The 19504-nt window shown below is 51.4% G+C and carries 12 protein-coding genes; 9 read left to right on the forward strand and 3 right to left on the reverse strand.

Features of this window, described 5'->3' with window-relative positions:
- Positions 1-50: 50 nt before the first annotated feature.
- Positions 51-2348, reverse strand: coding sequence for a catalase/peroxidase HPI (gene katG, locus M0L20_RS26555; protein WP_248480234.1), 2298 nt, complete (start codon positions 2346-2348; stop codon positions 51-53).
- A gap of 570 nt (positions 2349-2918) precedes the next feature.
- Between katG and M0L20_RS26560 the strand changes: the two genes are divergently transcribed.
- Both M0L20_RS26560 and M0L20_RS26565 read left to right on the forward strand, forming a co-directional pair.
- Positions 2919-3131, forward strand: a complete 213-nt coding sequence (locus M0L20_RS26560) for a hypothetical protein (protein ID WP_248480236.1) — start codon at positions 2919-2921, stop codon at positions 3129-3131.
- Positions 3132-4016: 885 nt separating this feature from the next.
- Positions 4017-5600 carry a glycoside hydrolase gene (locus M0L20_RS26565; protein ID WP_248480238.1) on the forward strand — a complete coding sequence of 528 codons (1584 nt, stop codon included), beginning with the start codon at positions 4017-4019 and terminating at the stop codon, positions 5598-5600.
- Positions 5601-5835: 235 nt separating this feature from the next.
- Here M0L20_RS26565 and M0L20_RS26570 read toward each other — a convergent pair whose 3' ends face one another.
- On the reverse strand, positions 5836-6315 hold the full coding sequence (locus M0L20_RS26570; RefSeq protein ID WP_248480240.1) for a hypothetical protein: 480 nt from the start codon (positions 6313-6315) through the stop codon (positions 5836-5838).
- 1127 nt (positions 6316-7442) lie between these two features.
- Here M0L20_RS26570 and M0L20_RS26575 point away from each other — a divergent pair.
- The 5 genes from M0L20_RS26575 (at position 7443) to M0L20_RS26595 (ending at position 18155) form a co-directional block, all read left to right on the forward strand.
- Complete coding sequence (locus M0L20_RS26575; RefSeq protein ID WP_248480241.1) at positions 7443-10592, forward strand: SusC/RagA family TonB-linked outer membrane protein; 3150 nt, start codon at positions 7443-7445, stop codon at positions 10590-10592.
- A 13-nt stretch (positions 10593-10605) separates the two neighbouring features.
- The gene (locus M0L20_RS26580; protein ID WP_248480242.1) at positions 10606-12147 is read left to right on the forward strand and encodes a RagB/SusD family nutrient uptake outer membrane protein; all 1542 of its coding nucleotides are present in this window, start codon (positions 10606-10608) and stop codon (positions 12145-12147) included.
- Between the two features lie 133 nt (positions 12148-12280).
- Positions 12281-14755: a glycoside hydrolase family 95 protein gene (locus tag M0L20_RS26585; RefSeq protein ID WP_248480243.1), complete on the forward strand. Its 2475-nt coding sequence runs from the start codon at positions 12281-12283 to the stop codon at positions 14753-14755.
- 135 nt (positions 14756-14890) lie between these two features.
- On the forward strand, positions 14891-16414 hold the full coding sequence (locus M0L20_RS26590; RefSeq protein WP_354004292.1) for a tagaturonate reductase: 1524 nt from the start codon (positions 14891-14893) through the stop codon (positions 16412-16414).
- 118 nt (positions 16415-16532) lie between these two features.
- Complete coding sequence (locus M0L20_RS26595; RefSeq protein WP_248480244.1) at positions 16533-18155, forward strand: glycoside hydrolase family 43 protein; 1623 nt, start codon at positions 16533-16535, stop codon at positions 18153-18155.
- 537 nt (positions 18156-18692) lie between these two features.
- Here M0L20_RS26595 and M0L20_RS30425 read toward each other — a convergent pair.
- Complete coding sequence (locus tag M0L20_RS30425) at positions 18693-18842, reverse strand: DUF4377 domain-containing protein (protein WP_354004293.1); 150 nt, start codon at positions 18840-18842, stop codon at positions 18693-18695.
- 58 nt (positions 18843-18900) lie between these two features.
- Here M0L20_RS30425 and M0L20_RS26600 point away from each other — a divergent pair, with 58 nt between their 5' ends.
- Together M0L20_RS26600 and M0L20_RS26605 are read left to right on the forward strand one after the other, a co-directional pair.
- Positions 18901-19212 carry a serine hydrolase gene (locus M0L20_RS26600; protein WP_248480245.1) on the forward strand — a complete coding sequence of 104 codons (312 nt, stop codon included), beginning with the start codon at positions 18901-18903 and terminating at the stop codon, positions 19210-19212.
- A 24-nt stretch (positions 19213-19236) separates the two neighbouring features.
- Entirely contained in the window at positions 19237-19455 is a 219-nt protein-coding gene (locus M0L20_RS26605; protein WP_248480246.1) for a hypothetical protein, read from the forward strand.
- Positions 19456-19504: the final 49 nt, after the last annotated feature.

Below are 19504 nucleotides of genomic sequence, written 5' to 3' on the forward strand. Positions count from 1 at the left end.
CTATTCGCATTGATGCCGGGCAGTCGTATTTTATTTTTAACGAGAGCGTTTTATTCGTCTTTGACGTCGTACCGATCAAGCATCATCACCTTGTTCCAGGCGGCTACGAAATCGTGAACGAAGCGCTGCTGCGCATCATCCGCAGCGTACACTTCAGCAATATTACGTAGCTGAGCGTTGGAACCAAAGATCAGATCACAACGGGTCGCGGTGTATTTAGTAGCACCACTCGCACGATCCCGAACATCGAAAAACATCTCCCGCTGATCCTGAGGAACCCACTCGTAATCCATATTAGTCAGCACCTGGAAGAAGTCATTGGTTAACTGACCCGGACGCTCTGTAAATACCCCATGCTTCGAGTAATCGTAATTTTGCTCCAGGACGCGCAGGCCCCCAACGAGTACCGTCCACTCAGGAGCGCTCAGCGTCAGCAGTTGAGCCCGGTCGAGGAAGATTCGTTCGGGGGGTACCCGATAACCTACTTTATCGTTGTGATAGTTTTTGAACCCATCGGATACCGGTTTGAGCCAGTTAAAGCTTTCTACATCGGTCAGTTCCAGCGTGGTATCGACGCGGCCCGGCGTGAACGGAACGGTAACCGATACGCCTGCATCGCGAGCCGCCTTTTCGACAGCAACACAACCACCCAGCACGATCAGATCGGCCAGCGATACCTGCTTGTTGCCCACCTGCTGGCTGTTGAACTCGCTCTGAATGTTCCGAAGCGTTTGGAGCACTTGATTTAGCTCTTCTGGCCGATTAAGTTCCCAGTTGTTCTGCGGTTCCAGACTGATCCGGGCCCCGTTGGCTCCCCCCCGCTTGTCCGAATGGCGATACACCGAAGCCGCCGACCAGGCTGCCGATACCATTGCCGACACGGTAAGGCCACTGTCCAGCAGGCGCTGCTTCAGTTGGTCAACGTCGCTTTCATCAATCAGGTCATAATCCCGGGTGGGACGTGGGTCTTGCCAGATCATGTCATCAGCCGGCACTTCGGGACCCAGATATCGTTCTTTCGGCCCCATATCCCGGTGCGTCAGCTTGTACCAGGCTCTTGAGAATGCATCCGTAAAGTAGTCGAAGTCGTTCAGAAACTTCTCACAGATCTTCCGGTATTCCGGATCTACTTTAAGCGCGATATCCGATGTCATCATCATCAGATTATTCATCTGACCGGCGATGTGGGCATCCGGTGTTTTGGGCGCGTTTGGGTCAATGGGTGTCCACTGGGTCGCCCCGGCTGGGCTCTCGACTTTTTTCCACTCAAAGCCGAACAGGTTTTCGAGGTACGAATTGTCCCATTGGGTGGGATTCTGCGTCCACGACCCTTCGATACCGTTTGTCATAGTATTGGCCCCGTTGCCGGATCCTACCGGGTTGTGCCAGCCGAAGCCCTGCGCGTGGATAGGTGCGGCTTCCGGAGCGGCACCAATTTTGTCCGGTGCCACCATACCGTGGCTCTTGCCAAATGCATGTCCACCAGCAATCAGCGCCACCGTTTCTTCGTCGCCCATTGCCATCCGGGCAAACGATTCGCGGATTTCGCGAGCCGAATCGTGCGGATCACCATTGTTAGCCGGCCCTTCCGGATTCACGTAAATTAACGCTTGGTGAGTAGCCGCCAACGGATTCTCCAGATCGAAGTAAGCATCTTTTGGGTTACCGTGCCAGCGGAGATTGTTGTTCACCATCTCGTCGGGATGCCCTTTGTGCTGAGTCAACGCAGGTACCTGATCGACGGGTTTACCACCCCAGAATTCAGGTCCCCAATACGTGCTCCGATCAGGCTCCCAGGCGTCCCGACGGCCACCACCATAACCGAAAGTGGGAAAATTCATGATTTCCAGTGCACAGTTACCGGCCAGCACGATCAAGTCTGCCCACGACAAAGCCGCTCCGTATTTTTTCTTGATAGGCCACAGCAACCGGCGCGATTTGTCGGTATTGCCGTTGTCCCACCACGAGTTGATCGGCGCAAACCGCTGCATAGCCTGCCCAGCCCCTCCTCGCCCATCAGCAATTCGGTATGTACCCGCCGAGTGCCACGCCATTCGAATCATCTGCGGACCGTAGTTGGCATAATCCGCTGGCCACCAGTCTTTAGAGTCAACAAGCAACTCCTTAACATCCTGCTTTAGCTGCTGAAAATCAATTTTGTTGAATAACTCCTTGTAGTTCTCGTCGCTCAGAGGATTGGACACCGGCTGTTCCTGGTGTAGCAATTCTACCTGTAACCGGTTTGGCCACCAGTCGTCATTCTGCGGAGTAGTGCCAATTGCACCACCAATACGCGTTCCCCTGAATGGGCATTGGTCGAGGCCCTCTGGATTGTTAATGGATTTCATCGTGAGTGAATTAGGTATAAAATTAAAACGGTATATGTTCCTGAATGGGTTGGCGTGAAGCACGAAGGTGAAGCATGCTTTGGATAGCACAAACGAGCGAAAACAGTAGAGAATCAACGCCTAAGAAAAATGCGCCTTCAATCTGTGTGTATGCGGAACGGCCAGGCTTGTTTGTCCGATCTGTAGCTGGTAATGCTGAGTAGGATCAACTGAATGGGGAAACTGATCGACGCCGAAGCCAGGGCAAACACTACTTCTTAACACTTGGCAGGCCAACATAACGGCAATTAACACCTTCATTGTTTTCTGAGTATTTCTCACTAACAAGGTGTTTGTATGAATGTTTTTAGGAATTCATACGCTGTCTTAATTTGGAAGTGTTCTTAGTCAACAATTAGCAGGTCTACAACGAAGAGTAGTTAAGATTAAATACCATCATCTAAATCACAATGGCTTTACTTAAATTCTGAAAGATGCAACGGCGACCTACGGAGCACGGGGCGCAAACGGCGTTATCCTGATCAAGACCAAATGTGGGAAGGAGGTCAAAGCTAGGTTGATTACGAAGGTTTGTATTCCGCCCAGACCATCGCCCACAAAATTGACCTACTGAATGGCTACGATTACGCCTGCTTCCTGAACACGCTGGAGCAGAGCCAGGGGGTAATCTACGATATACAGATGCCCAGACCAGCCAAATTGGTCAGTGTACGAACTAGGATGGAGTGGCTGGAGCTATTTGTACGCGTACCCGAATTATTCTTACAAATGAAACGGGCTTAGTTAGGTGTCAGCCGCGCATACGGCCGTCTTCCATCAGATTACCTAGGCTGGCAGATCAGTCCGGAGAGCTTTTGTAGAATGAAAGGTTCGTAAATGCTCTGTTTTTGAAAGCTCATTGGGTGCAGCGGGGAAACAGTAATGCCATTCCACTTACAATAGTACTTATTTTGGCTGGCCCTAACCCTTTTCGGGGAGTACGACCTACGGCATAGGTCCCTAGTTGTCGGGCAATTCCACGTTATAATGGAAAGTTGATGACTATTTAAGTCTAGGTCTCGATGCGACTACGTTAAACAGTTAACTTCGGATAAACTTAGAGTACTTCAACAACAACGTATTTAACTCCAATTCAACACACCAATTCAGTTGAGCTTCGGTACTCAACATGGTTGAGATAACAAACAATGGTTCAATGCGGGCGCGCTTCGCAATCAGGCCTTGGAAGCGACCATTGGTTATGATGACCCAAAAGGTGATTTTTGCTATAGTACCAATCTGATTTTTAGACACGTCAAAACGACAGTTGTACAATTATACGGGTCAGTTGCTTATATGTACGGTGGTGGCCAGGATTACGATACACACAGTGTATAGAAAATGGTAAACCGTTGATTGACGCTATTTTAGGGCAACACGGCAGCGTTATTCAATACAATGCGATCAGTAAGGATCCCTTTGAGAAAGCTTCTAATACGGAGCCTTCTCAAAGGGTCGCTCTTTCGAGACAAGGTTAATTAATTACTACCCATTCCGGAGCAGGAAGTAAATGCCCCTAACGGAGTCATCATACAGAATCCCGGTTATTGATTTTAGTCAGCATGGTCAAAATTCTACATATTCGATTTGGACCATGCTGTTACTTAACTTTTTATTCTCATTTACCTAATGAATAAACTTTTCCTTTACGGAGTGGTGTATCTGCTGTCCTGTTCGAGTCAGATTGGCCCCTTCCCTATCCCACAGGCGCAACCCAAACCTAATGTCGAAGCCATTGTTTCATTAGCTTCCGAATACCAGACGATTCATAGCTTTGGTGCGTCGGATTGCTGGTCAGCTAAGTTTATTGGTAAATGGGCCGATGAAGCGAAAAAAAATCAGATCGCAGACTTACTCTTCAGCACCGATACACTGACCAACGGTCAGCCCAAAGGCATTGGACTGTCGCTGTGGCGGATGAACATCGGGGCGGGTAGTTATGAGCAGGGAGAAGCTAGTAACATCAGTGACGAATGGCGAAGAGAGGAGTGTTTTCAGAACGCTAGCGGCCAGTATGATTGGAGTAAACAGGCGGGTAGTCAATGGTTCTTAGCTGCCGCCCAGAAGCGGGGCGTCCCCTACACGCTCGGCTTCTCCATATCACCCCCGGTTCACATGACTCAAAATGGTAAAGCATTTTCGCCGGGCGGCAACTCGCTAAATATCAAACCTGACCGGCTCAACGACTACGCCAGCTTCATGGCTGACGTTTCTGAACATTTCGGCTTTACATACCTGAGCCCAATCAATGAGCCCCAGTGGGACTGGAAGGCAGGTAATAATGGCAAAGCTAGTCAGGAAGGTACGCCCGCCCAAAACAGTGATATTATTCGTTTGACAAAAGCTTTATCCGACAGATTATCCGCTAAGCAAAGCAAAACGATGGTTATAACGGGCGAGACGGCCCAACTCGATTACCTATATGAAAAAGCTGAATCAGGGAGGGGAAGTCAATTAACACAACTGTTTGGTGCTGGCGTTGCGCTGAGCAGTTTACCTAATGTAGCCCCGGTCATGTCATATCACAGCTACTTTACCACCTGCGACGATGCCAATTTGGTTACAACCCGTCAGAAAGCGTTCGTTACCGCCGGGCAGATTGGTAAACCAACCCTATGGCAAAGTGAATTCGGGATTCTGGGTGACATTTGCGGTAAGTACAACGGCTATCCGCGTAATACCGGAATCGACTATGGTTTGTATGTGGCGAAAGTGATTCATAACGATCTAACCGTATCTAATGTGGCCTCCTGGCAGTGGTGGCTAGCCATCAATCCCTACAATTACAGCGATGGGCTAGTGTATGTCAATGGTCCCGACGGTCAATTCAATGATCCAAACAATGCCCGGCAATCAGGTCTGGTAGTCGATTCCAAGCAACTATGGGCATTCGGCAATTTTTCCCGCTTTGTGCGCCCGAGTATGAAGCGAATTGACATCAAACTTGATACCAATGTCAGCCCTATCGAACAGGCTGGAAGTTATATGCTATCGGCTTATAAAGACGAAGCCGCAAAAAAAATTGTCATTGTGTCAATCAATATGACCGAAACACCGATCACACTGCCTCTATCCGGTATTTCTGTTAAAGCCAACCAATTCATTTCGTACACAACAGACCGAGACAGGAATTTGACAAAGGCTACCGTGGCTAGTAACACGCTTCAACTTAGCCCAAAATCAGTAATAACTTTCGTCGGTTCTTACAATTAATCAAGACGTGTTGACCCAGTTTGCAAATTTGTTCATACATCGTTACGAAATTACCGATCACCAATTGGAACGAATTAAGCACTTACCCCCAGCGTTTTGGGGCTGAAACTAAAGTGGTAAACGGTCGCAGACTCGATTCTATTTAACCAAATAATCAGCCCCTAATCACCAGGGTGACTTTAGTCAAAGTAGTTGTAGGAATGAGTTAATTTATCGCTAAGCTTTGAATCAATCTTCAAGCACCAGAAAGGGCCAATTCCCAACTTGAAAACAAGGTTGGGAATTGGCCTTTGAGAAGCACCTGGCTCTTTTTCGTCTCCTGTAAGAGTACCTTCACAGTTACCTTTTTATCAACAAGGATGATCAAATCTGTCGACGACTTGTAAGTCTGCTTAACACCAAAATCCTCCGTGAAAACAAAGTTGCCCTTAGCATCCTTTTGCAAACTTACAGGCCTCAGCCGGACAACTCGATCACTCGCCGGCACCACAACTGCAATCACGTACTGCACCGTAAAATCAATTGGTGTGGAAGCAACATCGTTACCCATAACTGTAACCTCCACAAACACCTCGTCAAACGTTTTCTGACTTTCTATTTTAGGATTTAGAAGGGGTTCCTTGACATTATTTTTAACAAAACAATGGTTGGCTGACTTGTGCGAAATTGCCTTAGTTGGCCGGCAGTGGTTGGCCCCGGTAACATTCAGAGCCAAACGAGTCGACCGGATCACGTTACGATCGAGGTCAGCTTGGCAAGTGGTGGCCAAACAGATGGCTGATAAGCCTAGGGCAAATGTGATTTATACTAGTTTCATGTATTCGGAATTACTAAGCGAAATACTATTTTAGCAAGCTCCAAAACCAGCTATCGAAAGCGATTGAGCACAGCATAAAAGAGCCTGCTATACAATCTAATTACTTTCTAACGGCCCCTAAAATCACTGTTTGAACTTGTATTTTCTCTTCTAATATAAACTTTCCAGAGTATACACTTGATTGAAAGCGTTGAAAGCTCACTGTTAATTATTTGTACTTTATTCAAAAAAACCATATATAATATTATCAATTATGAAATTTTCATTCTGCACAAAAACAAAAGATTATTGCTTTTAAAAAGCATATGTCGCCAATCGAGTAGGACGTGATGAAAACTCTACTCACCGAAGATAGAGCGTATACAATGTGGGGTTTCTCTCCTAAAATTCCCAATCATGAAGCCTAAAGAGGGGAACTTCGTTCGTCTCAGAAAAAGAGCGTCTACTTGGATGTGGGATAAGTAACTAATTGCTTCAGTTAACTTAACATTTCAGTAAATGCCCGTTTCACCAACTTTAGGTTAGTATGGTTTACTAAAGTGAAGTCGCTTCTCACTGGTCTGTTGCCAGTAGCGAATTACATATTCTAGGTTGGCCGGCGACTGCACTATTATTGTTGTGTTACCTGCTCCTACATCTCAGTGTCTGTCAAACTAGATCTATAGTGTATTTCTAATTAGGGAAGACTATTTCAGCACTCTTCGAATAAGCACACATTGCAAATCTTCGCCTTTACCGGCAACTGCTGGCTTACACTTTTCGATACTATGAAAGCCGACGCTTTAACAACTGATTAGAAATAGCCATCAAAAAACGCAATACCATTTTCCAACATGTTAGAATTGCTTAGTAACTGGATAATATCTGCATCGTATTGATTTAAAAATATTTTTCCTTTGTATAGTTCAAAAAATAGAAAAATCGTGTCTATTGGTAATGTTCGATTAAAACAGAGCTAAACTGTCAAGTAAGCACCCACCGTAACTGATAATCAACAGTATACGGTTAATCCTATCCTTTATTCTATGAAAAATAAACGACTACCAGCTAGTAGCGACTTTCCGGTTCGGACACGGCTATTAACCGTCTGTCTGGCAAGTACGGCTACGCTTTTTTCCTCACTGGCGGTGGGTAACCCCGCAACCGAGCGGGCGTATATACGCAATAGTAAGGAATTCAAACCTGCTATATCGATCCGAAATGGTCAGCTTGCGGACCGGTCTGTTAGCGGACGAATTACGGACGATACAGGGGCCGGTCTGCCCGGGGTGAGTGTCCTGATCAAAGGCACGACCAGGGGGACAACCTCCGATGCCAACGGAAATTACTCGCTGACGGTACCCGACCAGGGGAGAACTGTGCTGATATTCTCGTTTGTAGGCTACCAGAGCAAAGAAGTGGAGGTAGGCTCGCAAACGTCGGTTTCGGTTGCGCTGGTAACGGACGATAAAGCGCTGAATGAAGTGGTCGTCGTTGGTTATGGTACGCAGAAGAAAGCGGAAGTGACCGGGGCCGTGGTTGTCGCGACGGGCGAGCAGCTTAACAAACGGATCGCGACCAACCCCGCTACGCTCTTGCAGGGGCAACTGCCTGGCCTTCAGGTACAGCAGTCATCCGGCGAACCGGGTAACGAAGGGGTCAGTCTGCGTATTCGCGGGGTCGGTACGTTTAGTGGAGCGGGCAATGATCCGCTGGTGATCGTCGATGGATTGCCCGGAAGCCTGACCAACCTCAACCCGAACGACGTCGCTTCGGTGTCGGTGCTCAAAGATGCTGCTTCGGCCGCTATCTACGGAGCCAGAGGGGCCAACGGCGTTATCGTCATTACAACTAAAAAAGGGAAGTCCGGGAAGGTTTCCGTCGGTTATACGTTCAACAATGGGATTACGCGGCCGACAAAACTGCCGACTGTCATTGACAACTCGGCGGAGTTTATGGAGCTGAGCAACGAAGCCCGGAGCAACTCGGGGCTGAATCCCATCTACCCGCAGTCGACCATCGATCTGTATCGGAACGCGACCGACCGGGTCAAGTACCCGAATCATAACTGGCTGGACGATATTTTTAGAACCGTTAACGTGCAGAACCACTACCTGAACGTCAACGGGGGGGCAGGGAATACGAATTACAGCGTAGGGTTGGGCTACACGAATCAGCCGGGCGTAGTGCGCGGGTTCAATTTTCAGAAATACACGCTGCAATTTAACTTAAGCTCAAAGGTCAACGACTTCATTACGTTCGGAACCAACACCCTGCTCCGCTACTCAAACCGGAAAGGGCCGTCGTCGGGGGCCGGTGACACGTTTCTGGCTACGCTGGCCCAGTCGCCCCTGTACGGACCTACCTTGCCCGATGGCAGCGGTCTGTACACATACAGAGCCTACAATGGTGAGGTGGGAAACAAAAACCCAGTCGCTTCTGCCGACAATGTGACGACCACGACCGACGATTACTACGCGCAGGTGAACGGATTTATCAACGTCAAACTAGCAGAGGGCTTGCAGTGGGAAACCCGGGGTGGTATTAACTTCGGGTACTGGAAATCCAACGACTTCCGCCCTCGTATCCCTGTCTATTATTACTCCGATCTGACTCAGGCGGGTCTGCTCGACGTTGGAACGCTGGGCTTATCGGTTAACAGCAGTAACACGGCTTACACGGTTTTGTATAGCCAGTTGACGTACGATAAGCAGATCGGCAAAAACCATTTCACAGTGCTGGGTGGAGCGCAGCAGGAGCAGAACAAAGATCAGTCGCTGGGCGGTTTCCGCCGGGAATTTGCGACCAATACCCTGCGGGAGCTGAACGCGGGGCCGGTTGAAGGACAAACCAACTACGGCGGGGCTTCCCAGTGGGCGATTCGCTCGTTCTATGGTCGGGCCAATTACGACTACCAGAATCGATACCTGGTCGAAGCCAGTGCCCGCTACGATGGAACGTCCCGGCTACCGACCGCTACCCGCTGGGGCTTGTTCTACGCCGGTTCGGTGGGCTGGCGTCTGACCGAAGAAGCGTTCATGAAGAACATAACCTGGCTGAACGACCTCAAACTGCGGGCTTCGTATGGTAAACTCGGTAATCAGAATATCGGTACCTATCCTTACCAGAACGCGCTGTCGACGGCCAACTATCCGTTCAACAACAGCCTTCAGACGGGCTACTATGCCGCCGGTCTGGTCGACCAGTCGCTGACCTGGGAAACGACGCAGAGTGTCGATCTGGGTTTTGATCTGGCCGCGCTGAACGGACGCCTTACCGTTTCTGCCGACTGGTTCAACAAGGAAACGTATGATATTCTGCGCAGCTACCAGGTGCCGCTGTACGTTGGTCTGAATGCGCCGACGGTAAACAACGGGCGGGTTAGAAACACCGGCTTTGAAATCGAACTGGCTTACCGCGATAAGATCGGCAAGGACTTCACCTACCAGATCGGTGGTAACGTGCAGGCTTACAAGAATAGGCTGGTTCAGTACGGAAGCCGCGAAATTGGGGGGCAAACGATCCGGGAAGAAGGGCGACCACTAGACGAATTTTTCCTTTATCAGTGGGATGGTATCTTCCAGAGTCAGGAAGAGATCAACCGCTCGCCCAAGCAGCCCATTACGCCACAGCCGGGTGATTTGAAAATCAAAGACGTGAACGGCGACGGTAAAATTGACGCCAGTGACCGGACGTATACACCGGGGCGTTACCCGACGATGTCGTACAACTTGAACGCGAATGCGTCCTGGCGCAATTTCGATCTGTCGGTGCAGGTCTTTGGCTCGGCCGGTCAGCGGCTGTACGTAACAGGCTGGGGCGCAGAGCCGTTCCGGCAAGGATCTGTACCAACAACCGACTGGCGCAACCGCTGGACACCAAGCAACCCATCGACAACGATGCCCCGCATCTACTGGGCCGATGGCTACGCACCCGTGCAGAACTATGCCTCTACTTATTTCCTGAAAGATGCCTCGTTTGTCCGGTTGAAGAACGTGCAGATTGGCTACACGCTGCCTAATACGTTGGTTAGCAAGGCAAAAATGCAGTCGCTTCGGGTCTACTTTGCTGGTGATAATCTACTCACACTGAGTAAGTTTCCAGGTCTGGACCCCGAACGTACAGCGGTGACGGACAACTACGTGTCTTATCCACAAAATCAGGTCTTTACACTGGGCGCTACCGTTCAATTCTAAGAGTATCCATCACATGAAAACGCCAAAAAGATTCATAATCGTCGTTGCGCTGTTGCTTACGGGCTTACAGGCATGCCGGGAAAACGCCCTTGAGGTCGCCCCACTGGAACAACTGTCGTCGGCCAGTTTCTGGAAAACGGAAGCTGACGTACAGTCGGCCCTGGCCGCCAATTATTCTTTTCTGAAAAGCGGGGGAGCTCCCGTCTCGCTTTACTGGCCCACCGGCTGGGATGCGCTGACCGACGACGCGTATGCGCAATACCCCTGGGATGCCGAAATCACGTCCATCAGCCTGAACGGACCAACCCCGACAACGGGCGGCTACGTGTACAATATGTATGCGACCAGCTACCGGGCTATCGCGTCTATCAACATCCTGCTGGCTAATATCAGCAAGGTGTCTATGGACGAAACGAACCGGAAGAAATACATGGCTGAAGCCAGCTTCCTGCGCGCCTACTTCTATTTTCAGCTGGGCCAGCTGTACGGCAACGTGGTCTACATCACGGAACCGGCTACCGACTCCTTCAAGCAGCCCCGAACCAGCAATACCAAGGATGAAGTGCTGACGGGTGTCAACAAAGATCTGGACGTGGCCATTGCCAACCTGCCCGATGCGGCTTACTCGGATGGGCACGCGGTAAAAGGAACGGCGCAGGCCTTCAAGGCGCGGGTGTTGTTGTATCAAAAGCAATACGCAGCCTCAGCGGCCCTGTCAAAGGCGGTTGTCGATGGTGGTAAATTCAAGTTGTCCACCAGCTACAGTGAAGTATTTTACAAACCGGGGCAGAGCAACAATCCTGAAATTTTATTCTCCGTCAAGAACCTGCCACCCAACTCGTATCCGGGTATAGGTATTGACCTGCAACTGGGTAGCTGGGAGTCGTTCCAGCCAACGGCCGATCTGGTGAGTGAGTACGAAAGCAAGGATGGGCTACCGACGGCCTCATCCCCACTGTACAACCCAGCCGCGCCGTACGAAAACCGGGACCCCCGGCTGCGCATGAGTATTTTCGTACCGGGCGACGGACCGTCGCAGGGGTGGAACAAATACAACGGTACGCAGCAAACGTTCCAGCCGTTTACCAACTCGAACACAACCGGTTTCGCCATCCGAAAAATGCTTGACCCGACGATATCTGACCCCGGTTACAGCACCGTAAGCAGTCAGGATCTGGTGTTGATGCGCTACGCCGAAGTGTTGCTGAACTACGCGGAAGCCGAGAACGAAGCCAGCGGTCCGGCGAATGCCTATGCGGCCGTCAACCAGGTGCGCGCCCGGGTCGGTATGCCGGCCTTACCGACGGGCCTTACGCAGGCGACCATGCGCGATCGCATTCGGCACGAACGTCGGGTTGAACTAGCCCTGGAAGGATTCCGCTATTTCGATCTCAGACGGTGGGGCATCGCCACGCAGGAACTGAATGGCTTTACGGTGGTGCCGGGTAACACGACCATGAAGAAGAAGTATTATGAATCACGATTCGATCTGTGGCCGATTCCGCAGACGGAAATAGACCGCAATCCCGGTCAAAAGCAGAACCCAGGCTATTAACTTAACTGCATTTCCTGATCGTCGCTACCGGCCTCGTACCACGTGTGAGTCTGGTAGCGCTACGTACTGGTTAAATAGCTTAAAAAACGGCAACTGGCTTGTCTGGGTCAGTGAACTTTATTTTCTTGTCAGTATGAAATTATTGGTAATTAGTTGTGCTTCGTTGCTGCTTAGCGTGGGGAGCCTGCGGGCCCAGTCGTCCCAGAAGTTATGGTATAATAAGCCCGCCGATCAGTGGGTTGAGGCTCTGCCGCTGGGCAACGGCCGAATTGGCGCGATGGTGTTCGGCGGCGTCGAGCAGGAACTGATTCAGCTCAATGAATCAACGCTCTGGTCGGGCGGCCCCGTCAAAAAAGGCGTCAATCCCCAGGCTGCTACGTACCTGCCCGCCATCCGGGAGGCCCTGTTCAACCAGGAAAATTATGCCAAAGCGGACGAGCTGACCAAAAAAATGCAGGGTTTTTACACGGAATCCTACATGCCGCTGGCCGATCTGATGCTTAACCAGCGCTTTCCGGCCGGAAAGCCATCGGCTTATTACCGCGATCTGAATATTGCCAATGCCGTCGCTACGACCCGGTTTACGATTGACGGGGTTACCTACAAACGAGAACTGTTGGCCTCGGCTCCGGCCAACGCGCTGGTGATCCGACTCAGTGCCGACAAAGCCCGGCAACTGACGTTCGACGTAGCGACCCGTTCGCTCCTGCGGATTCAGAAAACAGCCCAGGGAACAAACGAACTGGTCATCAATGGGAAAGCTCCGGCCCGCGTCGATCCGAACTATTACAATCCCAAGGGGCGAAAACCCATCGTATACGACGACACCACCGGTTGCAACGGTATGCGCTTTCAGTATCGCATCAAAGCCGTCGCCAAAGACGGTTCGGTCAAAACCGATACGGCGGGTATTCACATCGACAAAGCCAGCGAAGTAATCCTCTACGTGGTAGCCGCGACCAGCTTCAACGGCTTTGACAAGTGTCCGGACAAGGACGGGAAAGACGAGAAAAAACTGGCCGCTTCCTACCTGGTTCAAGCCACCGGTCAACCCTACGCGGCCTTACTGAACGCCCATCAGGCCGACTACCGGCGTTATTTCGACCGCTGCACGTTTTCCGTTCGGGATACGCTGGCGTCGAACCCAACGGCCTTGTTGCCCAGCGACGAGCGGCTACAGGCCTATTCATCGGGTCGCTATGATCCCGGCCTGGAAACGCTGTATTTTCAGTATGGCCGCTATCTGCTCATCTCCTCCTCCCGTCCGAATGGTCCGCCCGCTAACCTGCAGGGCATCTGGAACAAGGAGCTACGTGCCCCCTGGAGTTCGAACTACACCATCAACATCAACACACAGATGAATTACTGGCCCGCTGAGGTCACGAATTTGTCGGAAATGCACACCGCTCTGCTCGACTGGATTCCAAATCTGGCCACTACTGGACACGTAACGGCTCAGGAATACTACAACGCCAAAGGCTGGGTCGCTCACCACAATTCAGATATCTGGGGGCTCAGCAACGCCGTCGGCGACCGGGGCGATGGCGATCCGCTATGGGCTAACTGGCCAATGGGTGGTAACTGGCTGTGTCAGCACCTCTGGGAACATTATAAGTTTACGGGCGACAGGAAATTTCTGGCCGAGCGGGCTTACCCCATCATGAAACAGGCGGCTCTGTTCTCGCTCGACTGGCTGGTGCCTGATAAGAACGGCAAGCTGGTAACCGCCCCCTCGACTACGCCCGAAAACAAATTCTTCGACGCGGCCGGTAAGCAGCAGGGCGTATCGGTAGGTACCACGATGGATATGTCGATTATCTGGGATTTGTTCACTAACCTGATCGACGCATCCACCGTGCTGAACCAGGATAAAGCCTTCCGGGACCAGTTGATCGCCAAGCGCAATCAGTTGTCTCCGCTTCAGATTGGGAAGCAGGGTCAATTGCTGGAATGGAACCAGGAGTTCCGCGAGGTCGATCCGCACCACCGGCATGTATCGCATCTGTTCGGATTGCACCCTGGTCGGCAGATTACCACCCAAACGCCGGAATTTTTTACGGCGGCTCGGAAAACGCTGGAACTGCGGGGCGACGAAGGCACCGGCTGGAGCAAGGGCTGGAAAATAAACTGGTGGGCCCGATTGCAGGATGGAAACCACGCGTATTCACTCATCCGCCAGCTGATGCATTATGTCACCACGACGGGTACGCAGATGAGTCGGGGCGGGGGTACCTATCCCAACTTCTTCGACGCGCACCCACCGTTCCAGATCGACGGCAACTTCGCCGGTACGGCGGGCATGGCGGAGATGCTGTTGCAAAGCCACCTGGATAAGATTCATTTGCTACCCGCCGTACCCGATTCGTGGTCGGAAGGCAGCGTAACTGGATTGAAAGCAAGGGGTGGTTTCGAAGTGAGTATGAACTGGAAAAAATCAACCCTCACCGGCGCTACTCTAAAATCGCTGACCGGTGGCGATCTAGCGTTGCTCACCAATGTACCCGTTCGCATTCAGGGCAGTAAGCAAACCGCTGTGAAAACCGACGAAGGCTACGTGTTGCGGCTGAAAACCGAAAAAGGGAAAGTATACACCATACAGGCCAATTAGGAAGCTGCCCCAGTCGTGTAGCAGTGAGAACCACGAAGCAACCGTGGTTCTCACTGAAGCTACGGGAAAATTCGTTCCGCTCACCAAACGCTGGCGGTACGACCTACTCATCGACTGTTTACACCACCTGAAGCTATGAATATGCCAGCACCGACAGACCTGCCGACAAACCAATTATGGCCCGACGATCCGCAAACAGAGCAACTGCCTGAACGTGTGTTACAATTTGGAACGGGCGTGCTGCTACGCGGACTGCCCGATTATCTGATCGACAAAGCGAACCGGCAGGGCGTGTTCAATGGTCGGATTGTCGTCGTTAAATCGACCAGTGGTGGCGACGTCGCTTCGTTTGCTAACCAGAACAACCGGTACACCCTGTGCATTCGAGGGGTAGCCAACGGGCAGACAATTGAAGAAAATGTACGCTGTTCGGCCATCAGCCGGGTTTTGGTTGCCGACCACGCCTGGCCGGAAGTGCTACAGGTAGCCGCGAGCCCCGATTTGCAGCTAATCCTGTCCAATACAACGGAAGTCGGTATTCAGTATGTGGCGGAGTCGATTGGGCAAGGCGCGCCAAACTCGTTTCCGGGTAAATTACTGGCCGTATTGCTCGCCCGTTACCAGGCCTTCGATGGCGATCGGGAGAAAGGATTGATTATCGTTCCCACGGAATTGATTCCAAAAAACGGGGAGACGTTACGGGCAATCGTTCGGCAGCTTGCGGTTTACAATGGTCTGGAAGAGTCATTTATCGACTGGCTCGATAGCGCCAATACCTACTGCAATTCGCTGGTCGATCGCATTGTGCCGGGTAAACCCGATCAAGCGACGCACCAAGCGTTGACTGACCAACTCGGCTACCAGGATGAGCTGCTGATTGTCACGGAGTCATTCAAACTCTGGGCGATTGAAGGTGACGAACGGGTTAAAGCCAAACTCTCCTTTGCGCAAGCTGACGAAGGCGTCGTTATTCAGCCCGATATCGATCTGTTTCGGGAGTTGAAGCTCCGGCTCCTGAATGGGACACATACACTAAGCTGTGGCGTGGCCTACCTGGCCGAGTGCAATACCGTTCGGGAAGCCATGGAAACCCCGGATGTCGCGGCTTATGTCGATCGATTGATGACGGCGGAACTGACGCCCGGTATCCCGTATGCCGTGGATGGCCAAGCGGCTGCGCAATTCAGTCAGCAGACGCAGGATCGTTTCCGAAACCCGTACATCGAGCACCGGTGGCTGGCAATTACCGTGCAATACACGGCAAAAATGAAACTGCGAAACGTGCCGACGCTGATGCAGTATTATCGGACTCAGGCGAAACCACCCCTGAGCATGGCGTTTGGGTTCGCAGCTTACCTGTTGTTCATGCGAGGGGAGCGGCTGGACGATGGCGTTTGCTACGGTAATCGGGCGGGGGAACGGTACGTAATTCAGGACAGCGAAGCCACTTACTTTGCTAACCTGTGGGCACAATCGTCGCCTGAACAGGTCGTCGCAATGGTGTTACGAAATAAGGCGCTGTGGGGGGAGAACTTGGCCGAATTGCCTGGATTTGAGACTGCTGTTAGCGCGTACCTGCTCCGGTTTATGGAGCAAGGGGTTTCGTCGACGCTGGCGATGCACCTGAATCAACAACCAGCCGAAGCTGCTATCGGCTGAATACGGACCGGCTGTCAGCCAGCTTGACTGGCGGTGGTTGTTTTGTCGCTGATCGATTCACAATGAAGGAATTGATTACCCGAAGGCGGCAAGTGATTTTATCAATTACGGAATAAACATGACTAGGTTAAGCGTACTTTCAGTGCTGGTGTTGCTGTCGCTTTTCGGGCTGAACGCAAGGGGGCAACAAACGGAACAATGGGGCGATCAGGGGAACGGAGCGTACCGTAATCCGGTCATCCCCAGTGATTTCAGTGATCTGGACGCCATTCGCGTCGGCAATGACTATTACGCCATTTCATCCACCATGCAATATTCGCCCGGCATGGCGGTCCTGCACTCCAAAGACCTGGTCAACTGGGAGTTGCTCAGTCACGTTGCCGACGATCTCACGCGGATAAGTCCCGACCTCAACTGGGATAAAATGAACAGTTACGGGAAAGGTATATGGGCGGGGTCGATTCGGTATTACAACAATAAGTTCTGGGTGTATTTCGGTACGCCGGATGATGGCTTCTTTATGAGCAGTGCTACCAATCCGGCCGGCCCCTGGGAACCTATTCATCAGCTCTGGAAGGTGCAGGGCTGGGACGATTGCTGTTCCTTCCGCGACGACGACGGGCAACTTTATTTCGTCGCTACTCAGTTTGGACTTGATCCGAAAAACGGCAAAAAGTACAACATCCACCTGTTCAAGATGACCCCTGACGGAAAGAGCCTGATCATGGAGTCGGATACCATCATTCACCAGTCGCAGGGAAGTGAGGCTAACAAGCTCTACAAAATCAACGGCCTTTATTACCACTACTTTAGTGAGGTCAACAAGGAAGGGCGGGTGATGATGATGGAGCGGTCCAAAAGCCTACACGGACCCTGGGAAATCCGCCAACTCAACCACGTCAACGCAGCAACCGACAAGGAACCCAATCAGGGTGGCCTGATGCAATTGCCAAACGGTGCGTGGTGGTTCTTTACCCATCACGGTACCGGCGATTGGGAAGGGCGGGCAGCCAGTTTACTGCCCGTAACCTGGGTTGACGGCTGGCCTATCATGGGGGCAGTAGGAGCTGACGGCATCGGGAAAATGGTGTGGTCGGCCAAGAAGCCGATCACCAGTAAAGGCAATCCCTTGCGCATGCAGACCGACGATGCGTTTACCAGCACCAGGTTACTGTCCCAATGGGAGTGGAACTACCAACCCCGGTCCGACAAATGGTCGCTGACCGACCGGCGGGGCTTTCTTCGGCTGCATGCCTTTCAGCCAATCGATCCTCAGAATCCGAAAAAAGTTTTGCTCCGAGTTGGCAACACGATCACCCAGCGCAGCATGCGGACGAAATCGAACGTAGCCACCGTAAAACTTGACGTGAGCGGCATGGCGAACGGGCAACATGCCGGCCTGACGCATCTGTCGACGGCCAGCTATAGCGCGCTGGGCATAAAACAACAGGCTGGTAAACGGTACCTGGTGTACACCGTTAACGATACCGATTCGACGGGGCCAGCAATTAATGGGAAAACGATCTGGCTGCAATCATCCTGGGGGTTCGACGGCATAAACCAGTACTTCTACAGCACCGACGGCAAAAACTTCACGCCAATAGGAACGAAAACGCAACTCGTCTGGGGCAGTTACCGGGGCGATCGGCTGGGCATATTCAACTACAACCTGACCGCTGATACCGGTTTGATCGACGTTGACGCTTTCACGTATCGCTACGCTAGTGAAGTGAGTAAATAATATACCTGTTTGATCAACTGTAGGAGTTTTGAGGCATTACTTCCCGTTCTGACAACGGAAGGACCTTCGTAAATGGCCTTTGGTGCCTGATCGCGACCATCCCTCTGTTATCAGAATAACAAAAAATAGCTCGGATCGGATGCTCGTGTCGGATTAGTTTTGCCGACCCCGCCAACCAAACAGTCTATCCTTTACCTGCAGTATAAATACGTGCAGATTAGTTTGACGTTTGCATAGAAACGGTGGATACACATTAGGAACGGCAATACGTGCTGGTGACTCCTACCTTTTGCGAGGTTCTTATTCTGACTGGATTATTGCTGCTGGCCATATGTTAGAGCCGAAACAAGATAGCTAGTTAAAAGATTACCCCTGTTTCAGCGTACTACCTCAGTTGGTAAGGCGGATCGTCACGGTTGAACGCATGGCTACTTTACACGCCTACCACAACGGATAGCACTGTATTTACGTTTGGACTCTTTGGACTGGGTGGGCAGATGGATCGGTCAACTTAGAGGCTGACTGAGTAGAACGCTTTCAGCGTTTGGTCTTTTCAACGACGTTCACTAACGTGTGGCGAATGCTGGATCCATCCATCGGCGGATTTTCAACCTGTTTCTGGTTGACCGTTAGAGTATATTCGAAGCCTTCTTCGTAGGCAAACCCGTCAATGCCGGAGTAATGCAACGTCTAGGTAGGTGCCTCTCCAATGTTGACCCACAGACACTTCTATGGACCGACACCCGTGCAATATTTAAATTTGTGTGCTGCGAGCGGGCTTTACAGCACGACAGGTGACATGCTACGGTGGGCAAAAACCGTCGCTAACCGGCAACTTCTGTCGGCCCGTTCCTGGCAGTTGGCTTTCGCACCCCGTCGTAATGGCTACGGCTATGGCTGGTATACTGGCCAATTTGGGGGGAATCCTTCCCTGCGTCACAGTGGTGGCTATCCCGGCTTTATGTCGGAATTTGTCTACTATCCAGCGGAACACCTAACGATCGTTTTGGTCAATAATTTCGGCAATTATGCGGATTCCGTCTTTCCAGGTGTGTAAAGCTTATCGGTGATTGTCTTTGAAATGCCCGATGAATTGTGGCTACCCAGGCCGGAGATACACTTAGCACCAAAACTGCTGAGGCAGTACATCGGTTGCTACGTGGCGGATCAACCAGGCGGTTACGAAATGGATATCGTTCTCCGGGATGGACAGCTGTATTCGCTGGGACACCATAAGGATCAACTACCGGAATTGGCCTTGCTTGCCAGTAGCGCGGACCGTTTTTTTCCGCAGAAGTAGAACAGTCGACTGACGTTCCAGCGTGATACGGCTGGTCGGGTAGTTCGCT

This window comes from Spirosoma liriopis (assembly GCF_023196085.1).
Taxonomy (GTDB): Bacteria; Bacteroidota; Bacteroidia; order Cytophagales; family Spirosomataceae; genus Spirosoma; species Spirosoma oryzicola.

Coding starts and splice junctions, on each gene's coding strand:
- M0L20_RS26585 (WP_248480243.1), top strand. CDS start 12,281: ATGAAATTATTGGTAATTAGTTGTGCTTCGTTGCTGCTTAGCGTGGGG.
- M0L20_RS26605 (WP_248480246.1), top strand. CDS start 19,237: ATGCCCGATGAATTGTGGCTACCCAGGCCGGAGATACACTTAGCACCA.
- katG (WP_248480234.1), bottom strand. CDS start 2,348: ATGAAATCCATTAACAATCCAGAGGGCCTCGACCAATGCCCATTCAGG.
- M0L20_RS26575 (WP_248480241.1), top strand. CDS start 7,443: ATGAAAAATAAACGACTACCAGCTAGTAGCGACTTTCCGGTTCGGACA.
- M0L20_RS26590 (WP_354004292.1), top strand. CDS start 14,891: ATGAATATGCCAGCACCGACAGACCTGCCGACAAACCAATTATGGCCC.
- M0L20_RS26565 (WP_248480238.1), top strand. CDS start 4,017: ATGAATAAACTTTTCCTTTACGGAGTGGTGTATCTGCTGTCCTGTTCG.
- M0L20_RS26595 (WP_248480244.1), top strand. CDS start 16,533: ATGACTAGGTTAAGCGTACTTTCAGTGCTGGTGTTGCTGTCGCTTTTC.
- M0L20_RS26580 (WP_248480242.1), top strand. CDS start 10,606: ATGAAAACGCCAAAAAGATTCATAATCGTCGTTGCGCTGTTGCTTACG.